The organism is Candidatus Melainabacteria bacterium RIFOXYA2_FULL_32_9 (genome assembly GCA_001784615.1).
Classification (GTDB): Bacteria; Cyanobacteriota; Vampirovibrionia; order Gastranaerophilales; family UBA9579; genus UBA9579.
The window spans coordinates 1-17,011 of the sequence record MFRQ01000013.1 but is presented as its reverse complement, the minus strand read 5'-3'; the positions used below and the strand labels follow the sequence as shown (position 1 = coordinate 17,011).

The 17,011-nt window shown below is 30.5% G+C and carries 14 protein-coding genes; 7 read left to right on the top strand and 7 right to left on the bottom strand.

What is annotated here, in order from left to right; translation table 11 throughout:
* Positions 1-108: 108 nt before the first annotated feature.
* The 3 genes from A2255_06200 (at position 109) to A2255_06190 (ending at position 2,836) form a co-directional block, all read left to right on the top strand.
* Positions 109-447: a transcriptional regulator gene (locus A2255_06200; protein ID OGI23284.1), complete on the top strand. Its 339-nt coding sequence runs from the start codon at positions 109-111 to the stop codon at positions 445-447.
* Positions 448-700: 253 nt separating this feature from the next.
* Complete coding sequence (locus A2255_06195) at positions 701-1,156, top strand: hypothetical protein (protein OGI23283.1); 456 nt, start codon at positions 701-703, stop codon at positions 1,154-1,156.
* A 129-nt stretch (positions 1,157-1,285) separates the two neighbouring features.
* A complete protein-coding gene (locus A2255_06190) occupies positions 1,286-2,836 on the top strand; it encodes a hypothetical protein (protein OGI23282.1) in 1,551 nt (516 codons plus the stop codon).
* 173 nt (positions 2,837-3,009) lie between these two features.
* Here the strand turns inward: A2255_06190 and A2255_06185 are convergent, their stop codons facing one another.
* From A2255_06185 to A2255_06165, 5 genes are all read right to left on the bottom strand, one after another.
* Positions 3,010-3,630: a thymidine kinase gene (locus A2255_06185; GenBank protein OGI23285.1), complete on the bottom strand. Its 621-nt coding sequence runs from the start codon at positions 3,628-3,630 to the stop codon at positions 3,010-3,012.
* A gap of 113 nt (positions 3,631-3,743) precedes the next feature.
* Positions 3,744-4,607 carry a hypothetical protein gene (locus tag A2255_06180; GenBank protein OGI23281.1) on the bottom strand — a complete coding sequence of 288 codons (864 nt, stop codon included), beginning with the start codon at positions 4,605-4,607 and terminating at the stop codon, positions 3,744-3,746.
* Positions 4,608-4,625: 18 nt separating this feature from the next.
* Positions 4,626-5,447, bottom strand: coding sequence for a metallophosphoesterase (locus A2255_06175; protein ID OGI23280.1), 822 nt, complete (start codon positions 5,445-5,447; stop codon positions 4,626-4,628).
* The gene (locus A2255_06170; protein OGI23279.1) at positions 5,444-6,982 is read right to left on the bottom strand and encodes a ribonuclease Y; all 1,539 of its coding nucleotides are present in this window, start codon (positions 6,980-6,982) and stop codon (positions 5,444-5,446) included. The genes A2255_06175 and A2255_06170 overlap by 4 nt, the downstream gene beginning before the upstream one ends.
* Positions 6,983-7,215: 233 nt before the next feature.
* The gene (locus A2255_06165) at positions 7,216-8,283 is read right to left on the bottom strand and encodes a recombinase RecA (protein OGI23278.1); all 1,068 of its coding nucleotides are present in this window, start codon (positions 8,281-8,283) and stop codon (positions 7,216-7,218) included.
* Positions 8,284-8,826: 543 nt separating this feature from the next.
* Between A2255_06165 and A2255_06160 the strand changes: the two genes are divergently transcribed.
* From A2255_06160 to A2255_06145, 4 genes are all read left to right on the top strand, one after another.
* Positions 8,827-9,870: a hypothetical protein gene (locus A2255_06160; protein ID OGI23277.1), complete on the top strand. Its 1,044-nt coding sequence runs from the start codon at positions 8,827-8,829 to the stop codon at positions 9,868-9,870.
* Between the two features lie 361 nt (positions 9,871-10,231).
* Complete coding sequence (locus tag A2255_06155) at positions 10,232-11,689, top strand: hypothetical protein (protein OGI23276.1); 1,458 nt, start codon at positions 10,232-10,234, stop codon at positions 11,687-11,689.
* Between the two features lie 367 nt (positions 11,690-12,056).
* Positions 12,057-13,994 carry a hypothetical protein gene (locus A2255_06150; protein OGI23275.1) on the top strand — a complete coding sequence of 646 codons (1,938 nt, stop codon included), beginning with the start codon at positions 12,057-12,059 and terminating at the stop codon, positions 13,992-13,994.
* 114 nt (positions 13,995-14,108) lie between these two features.
* Positions 14,109-15,260 (top strand): hypothetical protein, encoded by a 1,152-nt coding sequence (locus tag A2255_06145; protein ID OGI23274.1) that lies wholly within the window; start codon positions 14,109-14,111, stop codon positions 15,258-15,260.
* On the opposite strand, the gene A2255_06140 is transcribed toward A2255_06145, so the two are convergent.
* Positions 15,257-15,958: a hypothetical protein gene (locus A2255_06140; protein OGI23273.1), complete on the bottom strand. Its 702-nt coding sequence runs from the start codon at positions 15,956-15,958 to the stop codon at positions 15,257-15,259. The genes A2255_06145 and A2255_06140 overlap by 4 nt on opposite strands.
* Before the next feature lie 20 nt (positions 15,959-15,978).
* Positions 15,979-16,902, bottom strand: coding sequence for a hypothetical protein (locus A2255_06135; protein OGI23272.1), 924 nt, complete (start codon positions 16,900-16,902; stop codon positions 15,979-15,981).
* Between the last annotated feature and the right edge of the window lie 109 nt (positions 16,903-17,011).

Here is a 17,011-nt window from a genome sequence, read left to right as displayed (position 1 = left end):
CAGAGTATTTTCTATACTTTGTGCTTATAATCTAATACAGAAGCTAAATTTGCCTATTTAGCAACTCAAGTATCTGTTAATACATAATTATAATGAAATGGAGGCAATATGAAAAAAATAGAAGCCATAATAAAACCTTTTAAACTTGATGAAGTAAGAACAGCCCTCAATGAAATAGGCGTTCAAGGTATGACAGTTACAGAAGTAAAAGGTTTTGGAAGACAAAAGGGAATAACAGAATTCTATAGAGAAGCTGAATACCACATTCCTTTTATTGCAAAAGTAAAAGTAGAGCTTGTTGTATCTAATGAGATTCTTGAAAAGGCGATAAATACTATAAAAGAAAAAGCTCAAACAGGTACAATCGGAGATGGAAAAATATTCGTTTCTTCAATTGATGAAGTAATAAGAATAAGAACAGGTGAAACCGGAATAGAAGCAATATAAACCGACCTTAATCAGGGATTGGTATTATACCAATCCCTAATTTTTTATGCAGTTGAAAATAGAATATCCTCATTTATTCTTAGATCAATAAGCAAATCCGAAAGTCTGATGTTTGCTTTTGGTAATATCAGAGTTTCAAACACCTTTTATCTAAGATTTTTACTCATACTAAAGTATGATTGATATCTATCCTTAAATATGATATTTTAGAATTTAAATACCACAATATTTAAATATTTTGAAAGGTTATATTATGCCTGGAATTTTAAAATTTTCAGAGGGAATATCAATAAGTATTCGTGCAATGCTATATCTTCTTAGTGAAGAAGATAAATTAATATCTGTAAAAGAAATAGCAACCATATTGAATGTTTCTGAAGGACACCTTGCTAAAGTTATGCAACAGCTCGCAAAAGAAAAACTTATAGACTCAGTAAGAGGTCCAAAAGGTGGTTTTAAACTAAAAAAATCAGGAAAAGAAATTAAATTAATAGAGATATACGAAATTATTGAAGGGCCTTTCCAAGTAAAAGACTGTGTTTTTAATCCTATTTGCGAAGGGGATTGTTCTTTAAGAAAACTGGTAGTCTCAGCCAACGAAAAATTCTTTAACTATTTTAAAAATACAACACTAGAAGAACTTTTAGACTCAACTCAATGTAAGAATAAATTTAAAGAAAAACAAAGAAATCTAATAAAAATTAAATAAAAATCTTTTTACAAATTTTATTGATAATTATTTTTTTATTTTTGTTGATTGTTTTTGTAAAATTATACTATAATGGCCTTTATATCATATTTTTTTGCTAAAAAACTGAGTAAGAAAGGAAAAAAATCTATGACTGGATTTAAGAAATCTATACCAGCTGCTATAGTTATTCTCCAGGTTATTACAATACTTCTTATACTTTTGAAAACACCGATATTATTTGTATTAATATCAGTAGCCCTAAGTATTTTATTAGTTCTTGCAAATAGTTTTGTAAGAATAGATGAAAATTTAGATTCAGTGTTGACTAAAATAACTGATATAATTCAGCAAAGAAGAGATTTTAATATTAAATTTGAAGTTAAGGCTTTAAAAACTTTATTTGAAAAAATTGAAAAAGCTTTTAATAAAGCCCATATGTCTATAACAGATCTTGTTGAGAAAATTTTTGAGATTCTAGATCAAGGATTGGCTGTTAAAAAGCAAGCTACACAAGGAATAGACGAATGTCAAAAAATAAAAAATTCCATAGAAGTTTCAAGTGAACAGCAAGAAAATATTTTAAGCACAATTGAAGAATTAACAGCAGCGGTAAGTGAAACAGCTGAAATTACAGAAAAAGATAACCAAAAATGCATGAAACTTTCTGATATGGCAAAAGAAGTTTCTCAAAATACACTAGAAGGGCAAAATCAAACAAAAGCTGTTAAAGCAAGCTTTAATCAGTTACAAAGTTCTTCAAAAGAACTGGAAGAACAAATGCAATTTCTTAAAAAAGGTTCTGAGTCAATAGGACACATAATTGAGACTATTCAAAATATTGCCAGTCAAACTAACTTATTGGCTCTTAATGCAGCAATAGAAGCAGCAAGAGCTGGTGAACATGGTAAGGGTTTTGCTGTTGTGGCTGATGAGGTTAAAAAACTTGCTGAAAAAACAAGTAATTCAACTGATCTAGTTAAAAATGAAATAAACAATATACAAAAAATAACTGAATTAACCATTGGTGCATCTTCTAACACGATTCATTCTTTACAGCAAAGTGAAGAACAATTTGAATTATTAAGCACAAATCTATCACATACTATAGGTCAAGTAAAAGATATGGTTGGAATAATCACAGAAATAACAGATAATTTCCAATCAACTTCTGCAAGAACACAGCAAATGAATGCTGCAATGCAGAATATAAGTAATTCTATAGAAGAAGTTACTCATCAGTTATCTGATATTGATAATCAAGTTAATAAGTTTTTAGGCCAGCAAAATACATTATTAAATCTATCTAATTCTTTAATAAACATTGCTTCGACCTTAGATTCTATGGAAAAACAATATTTCTTAGACTTAAGACTCCAAGATCATAGAAAATGGGTCGAAACATTGCAGAATGCAATAGAAACAAAAAACCATAATGTTAGTTTACAACTTGATCATACGTTATGTAAGTTTGGTAAATGGTATTTTTCTTACAATCCAACTTTTGAAGAAAAAAATATCTTCGAAAAAATTGATAGACCTCATCAATTAATTCATTCAACAGGTAGAAAAGTACTAGAAGAAATTAAAAATGGTAATTATCAAAAAGCTCAAAATATATTTGAAAGAGAAATAGTGCCTTCATTGAAAGAAGTAGAAGAATTATTTGGTCAATATAAATTATCTCTTGCAAAGGGCTAAATAAATAAGAATTTTAAGCTGATATAAAGAGCGTTAAAATAGATAAATAGAGAATTAATCTTTATTTATCTATTTTTATGTAAAGACTCACACTTTTGGTGTGAGTCAAGGACGCATCATGGCAAGTTAGCTAGCAGAAAGAATAGCGAAACAACCGCCGTTCTTTAAAATCGTTATTTATTTGAAACTAATATATTTTCTCCGGAAAATTCTCTATCATTAATTTCATAACATTCAAAACAGCGTGCTTCATACTTTTCATCCCCTCCAACCATAATTAAAGGAGATGTTCTGTCAGCAGGTTTACCATTTATTAATCTTTGAGTTCTGTTTCCAAACTCAGATCCACACTTCATGCAGATTGCAGTAAGTTTATCTACTTTATCAGCATAACAAAATAACTCACCTATTGGACCAAAAGGTTCTTCTTTAAAATCAAGATCCAAACCCGTTCCAATAACCTTCTTATTATTTTTTATAAGCTTCAAAACAACATCTACAATATCTCTTTCGAAAAATTGAAGTTCATCTATTGCTACTACTTCATCATCTTCTTCAACATAATTTAAAATTTCTAAAGCAGAGTTGATTTTTATAGCGGATTCATAAGATCCATTTCGTGATTCTATGCAACTTTCAGGAGCTCTTGTATCTATTGCCGGTGAAAATATTTTTACTTTTCTATTAGCAATTCTTGCTCTGGTAAGTCTTCTTAGTAATTCTTCAGTCTTACCACAACTCATAGGTCCTGTAATTAACTCAAATCTAAAACGTAACACTTCCCCTAACTTCATTCCTCTCATAACTATACTCAATCACAATCCTTATTAACAAAATTAATTATATAAACTTTATCCTAAATGAGAAATAAATATTTAAAAAATTTATATAAAAACTGTTACATGCTTTAATAAGAAGCAATTTCTATACGATTTTTTTCTTCTTTTAGCTTTCCTAATACCCATCCTGGAACGAAATTTTGACCAGGAACAAGTTTTTTATTGCCGGCAGATCCATGGTAATCTGACCCTCCGGTAACAATAAGGCCATATTTTTCTGCCATACTGAAGTAATATTCTACCATTGCAGGAGAATGTTTTCTATGATAAGCTTCAATACCCCTTAATCCAAAACTAATAAGCTCTTTAACCAGATCGTCCATTATTTCTATATCACCTGGATGAGCTATAACAGGAATTCCGCAAGCTTCATAGATGGATTCAACAGCTTCATGAGGAGAAACTGTTTTACGTTTAACATAAGTAGGAGAATTATTGTTTATATACTTTGTGTAAGCATCAATAATATTTCTTGCCCCACCAACATTAGTTATTGCTCTTGCAATATGAGGTCTTCCTATACTACCACCTTCTATAACTAATGAACTTATATCTTCCAGTTTAATATTTATGCCTTCTTTATTTAATTTTTTTACTATTTTTTGTGTCTGATCGGCTCTTGCGTGTTGTTGATAAGCAAGAAGATCAAGAAAAGGTTTTGATGTTAAATCCATATAATAACCAAGAATATGAACTTCATAATCTTTCCATAAAGTATTTATCTCAACTCCTGGAATAATCTCTATAACTTCCTTTTCTGTTTCTTTAGATCTAAGCTCTGCTTGAGACAAAGCATGTTTATATGACAAAATATTGTCATGATCTGTAATTGATATTGCAGAAATATCAAGATCAATAGCGGTATCTACTAGTTCTTCAGGCGATAAACTGCCATCAGAGTAGATACTGTGAATATGCAGATCTAATTTCACATTATTTTCCTTTCATATTTAACTTACCTCATTAATCTCATTAATATATTTAATTCTTTCAATTCTTTCAGTGCGTCCATTTTCAATATTAATTGATAATTTAATCGCATTAAGTTCTGCTTTATCGATAGGAGCAACATCATATCTTTCTGGAATATTTGTTATTAATCTTTTTATAGAATTATTGATTTCCATTCCAATTATACTATGATAAGCTCCACAATATCCAACGTCGGTAATATAAGCAGCGCCATTATATAAAATTTTCTCATCAGAAGTTTGAACATGTGTATGAGTACCAATAACGGCACTTACACCTAAATTATCAGCAAAATAACCAAGAGATATCTTTTCAGCAGTTGCTTCAGCGTGAAAATCAATGATTATAATAGGATTTCTTACTTCCTCTCTGATTCTCTTAATTTCATTTTCCAAAGCCGACCACGGAGAATCGACAGGTGCCATAAAAACTCTTCCAAGTACATTTATTATCACTATAGATGAATTCTGAACATTAAATACTCTTGATCCAACCCCAGGAGAACCTTGAGGATAATTTAAAGGCCTAACTAACTTGTCTGCCTTGTCTATATAGGTAAAAATTTCTTTTTTATCCCAAATATGATTTCCGCTGGTAAGAGCATCAATACCAATATCAAGCAATTCATTATAATTTCTTTCAGTTAATCCAAAGCCATGAGAAGCATTTTCAGCATTAGCAATTATAAAATCAGGTCTTCTTTCAAAAGACCTGATTTCTTCTGATAAAAAATTTTTAACTATTCTTCTTCCGGGTTTTCCTACAATATCACCCAGGAAAAGTACATCTAAAGTGCTCATTTCGCAATTTCAGTAGCTCTAATTTCACGAACAACGGTAACTCTAATTTGTCCTGGATATTCAAGCTCTGTCTCAATACGTTTTGCAATGTCTCTTGCAAGCTTACTGGCCGCAACATCATCGAAGATGGAAGGTTGTACCATAACTCTTATTTCACGTCCTGCTTGAACAGCAAAAGACTTTTTAATTCCAGGATAACTAGTAGCTATTTCTTCAAGTTTTTGAATTCTCTTAATGTAAATTTCAAGAGTATCTCTTCTTGCACCAGGTCTACCTGCACTCATAGCATCAGCTATTTTAACTAAAACAGCCTCAACTGTATCAGCGGTAACATCATCGTGGTGGGCTTCTATGGCATGAATAATTGCTTCATTTTCTCCATAGCGTCTTGCAATTTCAACACCAAGTTCAATATGAGTTCCTTCTTGTGTTTGATCAAGAGCCTTACCAAGATCGTGTAATAATCCTGCGCGTTTGGCGATATTTACGTTTGCTCCTAACTCAGTAGCAAGCATGCCTGCAAGATTTCCAACTTCTATAGAATGCTTAAGTACATTTTGACCGTAGCTTGTTCTAAAATAGAGTCTTCCCAGTGTTTTTATCAATTCGGGATGTAGATTCATAATTCCCAGATCAAAAGTAGCAGTTTCACCTTCTTTGAACATTCTTTCATCTAATTCTTCACGGGCTTTATTAACCATTTCCTCAATTCTTACAGGGTGAATACGACCATCTGTAATAAGTTTTTCTAAAGCAGTTCTTGCTATTTCTCTCCTTATAGGATCAAAACTTGATAAAACAACTGCTTCAGGAGTATCGTCAATGATTAAATCGACACCTGTAAATGTCTCAAGAGCGCGAATATTTCTACCTTCGCGTCCTATAATTCTTCCTTTCATTTCATCATTAGGAAGATTCACAACAGCAACAGTTGATTCTACAACTTGATCTATTGCACAACGTTGCATTACATTTGAAACTATTTCTTTAGCTTTTGTGCTGGCTGTTTCTTTAATGTATGCTTCATTATCACGTATTAACTGTGCAGCTTCTTTTTTTAAGTCTTCTTCAAGTTGTTGTAACAGTAGAGTTCTACCCTCTTCAGCTGTTATACCAGAAATTCTCTCAAGTTCTTTAGTTTGTTTGTCTACAAGCTCAGCTAGATAGTCTTCTTTATCATAAAGTTCGTCTATTTTTTTTGCTAGTTCATTTTCTCTTTCAACGGCTGCTTGATTTTTTGACTCAAGATTTTCTTCTTTTTGAATTAATCTTTGTTCTAGCTTTGCAAGTTCTGCTCTTCTTTCGCGTACTTCAGTTTCAAATTCCTGTCTTTGGTTGTGTAAAGCTTCCTTAGCAGAAATTAGAGCTTCTTTACGCTGGAGCTTGATTTGTTCCTCGGCTTCAAGAATTTTTCTTGAGGCTTCGGCTTCAACTATAGCTATTTGAGAATTTTTGTCTTTAAGTTGAAGATGTAAGTAAACTATATATATTACCGCTGCTGCTAACAATGCAACAAATATTAATATTTGACCGATGTTTTCGATTGTCCTATACCTCTTTTCTATAAAATATAAATGAGTTTCCTATTAAAAACTGAGCGTTTTCGCCAGTTAACTCTTGTTTCTACAGGACAGCCGATAAAAGAAGATATCGATCCTAGCATTATAAATAATATCACATAACACTATTTTTAAACAAACATTTTATCTTCTATTTATCGGCTGTTAAGAATTTATTTAGAAAGTTTCATATCAAAATTAGCTTAAAACTATTCTTCTACTTCATTTCCCTTATTAGAAACGGTTGTCATTTCTGACAGGTTTTCCCTAACTTTTGTGTCAATTTCTTCGAGTAATTTAGGGTTTTCCATTAAGTATTCTTTTACTTTTTCTTTACCTTGTCCAAATTTCACGTCACCGTAATTGAACCAGGTTCCTGATTTGTTAATGATGTTTGTAGTAACAGCAACATCAATTATGCAGCCAATTTTAGAGATACCTTCTCCGTAGATAATATCAAATTCAGCAATTCTGAAAGGTGGTGCTACTTTGTTTTTCACTACTTTTACTTTTACTCTGTTGCCGAATTCTTGCCCGTCTTTCTTAAGGGTTTCAATTTTTCTAATATCAAGACGTAAGCTGGCATAGTATTTAAGTGCGTTACCACCAGTAGTAGTTTCAGGATTACCGTATACAACACCGATTTTACTTCTAAGTTGGTTAATAAATATAACGGTTGTTCTTGTTTTACCAACAACAGCTGTTAATTTTCTGAGTGCTTGGCTCATCAATCTTGCCTGAAGACCCATATGAGCATCACCCATTTCGCCATCAATTTCAGCTCTTGGAACTAACGCAGCAACTGAGTCAATAACAATCACATCAACCGCACCGGATCGTACGAGTTCTTCTGTAATATCAAGAGCCTGCTCACCGGTGTCAGGTTGGCTTACTAAAAGTTCATCAACTTTTACACCTAATTTTCTTGAATATTCCGGATCAAGAGCATGTTCAGCATCCACGAAAGCTGCAATGCCACCTTTTTTCTGAGCTTCAGCAACTATATGTAATGCTAAAGTAGTTTTACCACCGCTTTCTGGTCCATAGATTTCAACGATTCTTCCTCTTGGTACTCCGCCAATTCCTAAAGCTAGATCAAGAGATAAAGCGCCTGTTGGAATAGACTCTACTGAGACTGACGCTTTATCGCCAAGACGCATAATAGAACCTTTTCCAAAATCTTTCTCAATTTTATCAAGAGCAATTTCTAGAGCTTTTTTTCTTTCTTTTGAACTTTCACTAACTTCTTGTTTTTCTACTTTTTCTTTTACAGCCATTAAATTAACCTCATCCAAGTTTTCTAATTACTAAATTTTCTAATTAATGCCTAAAATTTAGTTTAATTTATGTACAATAAAATTATACTCTAAATGCTTAATTTTCTTTATAAAAACTATAAGAAACCAGTCATGTTTTGATAGCAAAAACGCTTTATTAATCAGTTATTTCATAAAATTATAGCCATATTTCAATAATTATTATAGTTTAACACTAATTATATTTTAAGAAAGCTTTATTATATAATGTGATAACAGATTCTAAGGCTTACTTACGTTTATATATGCATATTTAAGTACATTTTTACTAAACTATTTTTGAATTTTATTTTTAACTAAAATTAATGTAATTTTATTAAGCATATAAATAAATTGTTTATTTTATTATAGAATTATTAAACAAACTTATTTCAATATAAAATTGCTAAACATCAATAAAATTCAATAACTTGACAAGATGTTGTTAAATAAAAAATTAACAAATTTTCCTATTTAAAAAAGATTGCTAAAATCTTATCTAGTAGAAAATAAGGATTAATAAATTTGAAAAATTATTCTCTCGTAAGACTAATAGAGCAAAACATAAAGCAATTTAAGCTTGATTTATCAGGCTACAATGTTCTTTTACCTATGTATTCAAGAGAACCTGCTTTAATGCCTATATTGGCAAGTCTTGCAGGTGCAAAAAATGTTTATGTTCTAACAAGAGAAATTGATGCCATCAATAAAACGGCTTTCTATAAAAACGAACTAAAATTAGCATCTGATATTAACTTTATAGAAAAAGAAAATCCTCAAACTTTATCAGATCTTGATATTGTGGTAGCTGGTGAAGGAGGTTCATACATAGATAATACATTTATTTCATCTTTAAAAAAGGAATGTGTAATCTCCATACTTCCACGAAATCTTGATTTTACTCAGGCTAACGGAATTAATCTTGAAGAATGCAGCAAGAAAAAGATCTCTGTGGCAGCGTTAGACCCTAACGATCAAAATCTATCACTATATAAACACATAGCTCAATTAATAGTTAAAAGATGCAGTGAAAATAATATAGATGTTCTCAGATCTCGTTTACTGTTGATAAGTAATGGGAATTTAATGGATAATATATTGAGTCATTTAAAAGCCTGTGGTAGTCAGGTTTATTGTGCAAATACTGATAGGCCTCAGGATAAATCTTACATTTTAAAACATTTACCTGAAGTCGATGCCATTATAGTAGCTGACTATCCATTAAAATCAACGTTAGTTATTGGTAATGAAGGTTTTATACGAATAGATGATATTCTTACAATGAATCCTGAAATTAAGATTATTCATTTAGCTGGAAAAATGCAGATAAGTTCTTTAAATGCTAACAGAATATACTTTAAGCCTGAAAATTTGGTTCAAAATTCTTTAAATGTTAACATTAAAGAAATGGGTTTAAGAGCAGCTATAGAAATAGCTACAGCCTCCATGAAAGTTGCCGAGTCCTTAATAAAATCAAAAAATAGAAGTATACTTCCAAATGACTCTGTAGTAACATACAACATTATTAACGCTAATAGCCCTGTAGTTCTGGGAAGCGTAACCTTTTAAAAACAAATATATTTTAGTTTAACAGTTTGTGAAGGTCGGTTGTGGGTATGAATATTTTATTCGAAGTGTTTATTTCATTAACAACATTAGGTTTGTTAATAGCTGGTATAATCAATATAATGCCTTTTATTGGAAAACAAGCTTAAAAAATAAGAAGAATAAAAGAAAGATGCTTCAAAAGCGTCTTTCTTTTGCTTTTAAAAGCAGGTTAAACGGTAATGTCTCCAGAAATTCTTAATATAAATAGAAGACTGATCCATCCCCTATTTATATTAAGAATTTTTGTCGCACCCTTAAGAGAGAAATATACTATAATATTAGATAAATAGATTTTCTAGAGAGTGAAATATTGTTTTAGCTGATTATGAAAAGAAAAGTTTTATTATTTAATCCGCCGGTGGGCTTTTATCAAAGATGTGAGGATAGATGTCAGGCAAATGTTGAGGGTAGTGCTTCTGCTAGCTTAAGAGCCTGTAATGATCTTGGCTATATGGCAGCTGTTTTAAGAAAGCTTAATTACGAAGCAAAAATAATAGATTATCCTGCAGAAAAAATGAAATGGGATAATTATATTAATGATTTAAAGGAATTTATGCCTGATGTTGTTGTTATGAGTATTACTACAGCAACCATCGAACAAGATATGGAATCTTTTAAAATTGCAAAAGAAATAAAGCCTGAGGTTATAACAATAGCAAAAGGAGCTCATTTTCTAAGTTGCTCTTGTGAAGAGCTTAATAAAAACATTTATAAAGTAATGGATTTTGCACTTTCTGGGGAATCTGAGTTTATAATTGAAGATTTGATTAAAACTATAGATAATAATCAATCAGTGAGTGAGGTAAAAGGGCTTTTATACTGGAACTATGAAAAAACTGAAATCTTAAAAACTCTAAAACCGGATTTTAGAGATGACCTTGATACTTTACCCTTTCCTGCAAGGGATTTAATGAATAATAAATTATACCCAAGACCTGATACAGGAAAACCAATGGCTACAATAAGTGTTTCAAGAGGATGTCCTTCTTCCTGTATTTATTGTTTAACCCCAACAGTTTCAGGAAAGAAAGTCAGGAAAAGATCAGCAAAAAATATAGTGGATGAAATTCAAGAATGTGTTGAAAAATACGGAATAAAAGATCTCTTTTTTAAAGCCGATACTTTTACTATTGATAAAAAATGGGTAACAGAGGTTTGTGAAGAGATTCTTTTAAGAGGGTTAAAAGTAGAGTGGGGGGCAAATTCAAGAGTAAAACCCCTTGATCCTGAAACGCTAAAACTAATGAAAAAAGCCGGATGTTGGCTAATTGCCTTTGGAATTGAATCAGGAAGTGAAGAAACTCTAGAAAAAACAAAGAAAAATGCAACAAAAACAGAAGCATTACAAGCTGTTAAATGGGCAAAAGAAGCACATCTTAAAATTTCAGGATATTATCTAATAGGTTTTCCCTGGGAAACAAGCAAGCACATAGAAGAAACCATTAATTTTGCGAAAGAACTGGATTGTGACTATTCAGAATTTCACATAGTAACTCCGTTTGAAGGAACCGAGCTTTATGAGCAAATAAAGGGAACAAAATTACTTGATGAAAGTGCTACAGGTCATGATACATTTATAAATCCAGTTATGAAAACTCATTATTTATCTACAAAAGAATTATTAAACTTCAAAAATAAAGCATTAAAAGAAGTTTATCTAAAGCCAGCTTACATATTTAAAACTTTAAAAGGCATTAAAAGTACAAATGAGCTTAAAAATTACACAAAATTCGGCATTAGAATGCTGAGAAATATGCTAATTAAAACAATACAAGAATAATGTAAGTTAATAACCCAAATTGCTAAGTCAATAAAAAGCTTAATATAGCTAAAACTTAGATGTCATTACGAGGCGCTTCGCACTGTCTTAAGTCATCAACTTTCAGACACACATTGTCATTGCGAGCCATGAAACATTAATAACCAGCATCAATTATTCTTGCGTGGCAATCTCAAGTCATTAAGCTTACAAATAACAACTTGAGAATTTTGGCTAAAATTAATTAGTAGTTCAAATTAAAACCTTTTTTAAAAATAATTCTAATTTATAAGAAAATTTAAAATATTTCTGTAAAATATTAGGTATTTAATTTTGATGTAATATACTAAAGTTTATATAACTTACCTGGATAAAAAACATCATATAAATGGCAAATATTTTAATTATTGAAGATAATTTCATGAATCTTGAAATGGCTAGCGAGCTTCTTAAAAACGCTGGTCACGAGATTATAATGACTGAAAATACTAAAGAAGGGATAAAATTAGCTAAATTAAAGAGTCCTGATTTAATACTCATGGATTTAAGTCTTCCTGAAATGGATGGTTTAACAGCAACAAAAATTTTAAAGCAGGATCCATTGACTAAAAATATTCCAGTAGTTGCATTTACAGCATTAGTAATGAATAGTGACAGAGAAAAAGCTTTTGGAGCAGGTTGTTCAGGGTTTATTCCTAAACCCATTGAGGTTTCAACTTTTGCATCAGTGGTTGAAAAATATTTGAAAAATAGTAATATATCTGAAAAAAAAACTAAACAAGAGGAAGATACAGAAGAAGAATCATTTGAAAAAGATGATTCTAATGAAGAAAAATATGAAAAACCGGATTTAAAACATAAATGGCACAAAGTTCTTATTGTTGATGATAATCCAATGAATACAGAGCTTTTAAAAGAGACTCTTGAGCAAATCGGACAAAGCTCAGTTATAGCATATAGTGGAAAAAAAGCTCTTGAAATAATTAATTCTGAAAAATTTGATTTAATTCTTCTCGATATTATGATGCCTGAAATGAGCGGTTATGAATTAATAGAACATTTAAAGGCTAATCCTAAAACAGCTGATATCCCTGTTATATTTGTTAGTGCACTTAATGAAACCAGTGATATAGTTAAAGGTCTGGATTTAGGATCATATGGATATGTTACTAAACCTTATAATATAGAAGAATTAAAAGCTAAAATACTTGGAACTTTAAGAATAAAAGATCTTCAAGATCAACTTAGAACAGAATCAAGAAAACTTGAGCTCATTTATAAATTTTCTGCAGATGGAATAATTATGCTTAACTCTTCTTTTGACGTTATCTCTTGCAATAAAAAATTCGCTGAGTGGATAGGGTTACCAATTGAGGGGGTAATAGGAGAAAATTTTTGTACATTGGTCAAATGTGAGGAAAAAGGTAAAGATGATTGTGTCACATATGAGTTATTATGTGCAAATTCACTAGAAATAAATCAAAATATAACAAGAGAGATTAATTTAGAGATAAATAACAAAAAAAGAGTCATTGATATTAATTTGTCAAAAATAAACAATAATGATGCTGAAATAGAGGGATTTGTTCTCATTCTAAGAGATGTTACAGCTTATAAAGAAGTAGAAAAACAGAAAGAGACTTTCGTTGCAACATTAACGCACGATCTTAAAACTCCAATCAGAGCAGAAATAAGGGCTTTAGAATTATTGCTTAAGGGTAATTTTGGTGATTTGGCTTATGAGCAAATTGATATAATCCAAGATACTCTCAATTCAAGTAAATATATGTTCAATATGGTTGATAATTTGCTTTCAACTTATCGTTATGAAAATGGCAGTGTTAAATTAAGAAAAGATAATACAGATATTAATCAACTTATAAAAACCTGTTATACAGAATTAAAATACTTAATGGAAGACAAAAAGCAAGATATTATCTTTGATTTTGGCAAAGAAGACCTTATAGCTTATGCTGATGAACTGGAAATTAAAAGAGTAATAATGAATCTGCTTTCAAATGCAATATTTTATACTCATGAACAGGGGAAAATTATTGTTAAAACAAATTTTGATGATAAAGAAATGAGAGTTTCTTTTATTGATAATGGAAAAGGAATTTCACAAGAGGATATCTCTAATTTGTTCAGTAAATATACGAGTTATGCAAAAAAATTCAGGCAAGTTGGAACAGGTCTTGGTCTTTATCTATGTAAACAGGTTATAAATGCTCATGGGGGAAATATTCTTGTAGAGAGTATTGAGGGAAAAGGTAGCAATTTTACTTTTTCGATACCTGTTATCCAGAACAATAATCTAGCTGGTTAATGTAGAACTCAAATTTTGCCTTTAAAGTTTATTAACTAATGGAATGACCGAATTATTAGTTAGGTCTATTATTAAAAAAAATTTATATTTTGATAGATATGAAAGGGGTCTCAAATGGGTGCTCATAGTAATGTTATTAAGCAAAAACTAGAATATTTATCAAAACTTCCTGAAACTGATTATCCATTTATCAGTTTATATATGAACATACATTCTCATCAATTATTTGAACAGGCAGAAAAAAACAGAATTTTTCTAAAAGATTCATTTGGAAAATCCTTTAATCAGCTAAAAAGTGAAAGCAATAGGGATAAATGGGTTACTTTTTTAAATGATGAAAAGAAAATTATTGATTATATTAACAATAATCTTGATAGCAGGGCACATGGAGTGGCCATTTTTGCTTGTAACAGAATGGGTATTTTTGAGGTATTTCAATCTTTAATGCCTTTTGATAACAACTTTATTATTGATACTTTCCCTCATTTAAGGCAACTGGCATATCAAATTGATGAATATGAAAATACGTTAGTGATAATGCTGGATTCGAAATATTCAAGAATATTCAATGTAAAACTAGGTGGTTTTGTTATAAATGAATTAAATACAGAAAGTATGGTTCATAGATTTCATGAGCAAGGGGGATGGGCTCAGGCTCGTTATGAAAGGCATATAGGAAGTCAAATTCATCATCATTATGAAGAAGTAGCAAAAATAGCAACAGAATTTTTGGATAAAGAGCATTATGAAAATGTTATTTTAATTGGACAGCATCATGAAATTAAGATGTTTCAATTAGATTTACCCAAAAGAGTTAATATGAAAGTAATAGATATAGATTCTCTTCAAAGAAGAGAAAACATAAACGATATTCTAAAAACCATTACAGAAAATCTTCGACAAACAGAAAAAACCAGAGAACTAGATACAATAAAAGATATTATTGAAAAAACACAGGGGGGAGGAGTTGAAACACTTGGAATGCAAGATACGATAGAACTTGCAAAACAAGGTCGAGTTGGTGTCCTAGCTACGGTGAGGGATCTTGTATTTAATGGTTGGAAATGCGGTGAATGTCTTTATGTATCAAAAGATCAGCACCATGGTACCTGTCCTGTATGTAATGGAGATATGAAAGAAACGGATCTTGTTGAAGAAGCAATAAAATTAACTTACAAAAATGGTGGATTAGTAGAGCTTGTTGAAAATGAAGCTGCTGTAGAACTGGAAAAACACGGCGGAATAGGGGCTTATTTAAGATATTAATCACAACAAGTACTAATAATCTTTTTTAATCCATATTTTCTTTTTACATACTCAACAGATTCATGATATTCATCATTTGGAGTTCCTGCTCCTAAATGAAAACACTCAAACTGAACAACTTTTGTATCTATTCCAAAGTTTTTTCTTGCATAAATACAAAAATCTTCTGCATACATATGAAATTTTAGATTTTCGTCAAATCTTAAATTAAACCTGGTTATTAAGGAAGAATGGATTATAATGCAACAACAATCAAGAGTTTCAACTCTTTCAGGTTTTTTAAGTTTTTTTCCGTTTTTTCTAAAATCAGAGCTATTATCTCCCTGATGGATTTCTCCAATAAAAAATCTTTTATAAGTAAATAATTTAGAATTTCTAACGAATAAACCTCTCTTAAGTTTTGCTCCAACAGCTCCATAGATAAAATTTTTATCCAGAGTACAAAGTTTCGAGAGAGGATCTTCCATAAAACCAAAATCCTGATGGCAAAATATTATCCAGGAATCATCATTAGGCTGAATACTATTGATAAAGGAGTTATACCTGGTTGAAATACCAACATTCTCGCTGGTATTATCAAAAACAGTTAAGGAGTAATGATTTATATTCTTATTGTTTCTGATTACAGTATTATAAGTATCGAAATTATTTACTATGGAAACAACTTGAATTTTATTAGATAAAACATTTTCATTCATTAGTACAAAAACCTAAAAAATTATACTTTTACTTCAAAAGCCATTTGGACTCTTTGAAAGGCTTTTGGTGAAAAAAACCTTAAAACCAGATATCTTAAATAATAAATTATAAATAAAGTTTTAGCTATTTTCGCTGCTTTTTTTCCGTAACAAACCTCAAAAAATAATATATTACTCTCTAAACGCATTTTCTCCACAGTAATAGGTTTGTTTGTTTTATTTGCAGATACTCCACCAAAGTGAATTATCCCTGCATCAGGGACAAAAAATATTTTATATCCGTTTTTTTTAATTCTAAAGCATAGTTCTGCTTCTTCACCAAACATAAAAAATCTTTCATCAAAAAGACCGGCTGTATCAAGTGCTGATTTTCTCAACATCATATCAGCACCGATAATAAAATCGGTTTCATAATTGTCATTAGTTTGATCTAACTTGTATAATTTTTCTTTTAATAATTTTTTCTTAAAAATTTCTTTGAAACGTTCTTTTCTTGAAATTATATTAAAGCCAAGGCATTTCTTGAATAACCAGGGTAAAGTATCAAATTCTCCAACAGATCCCTGTAAAGTCATATCTGTGTTATATAACTGACCTCCGCAAGCACCAACACTGGTATTTTCAGGGTTTTCCATAAAATCGAACATTATTTTAAGAGCATTATTAACTAAGACAGTATCAGTATTTAGTAATAATACATATTTTGAATCTGTTTTTCTTATAGCAAGATTATTTGCTCTACCAAAACCAAGATTTTCCTTGCTTTCTATAAGATTTACCCGGGGAAATTCTTCTTTTATCATCTCAATAGATCCGTCTATTGAGGCATTATCCACAACCCATACATCAAAATTCAGATCCTGAGTCTTGTCAAAAACAGATTTAATACAATCTCTAGTTAAATCCTTAGTATTGTAACTTACTAATATTACGGATAAGTCCATTTTAACCTTTAAAAATTGATTAATATAAAATAATAATTGATCTTATCATACTTGAGTTGCTAAATAGGCAAATTTAGCTTCTGTATTAGATTATAAGCACAAAGTATAG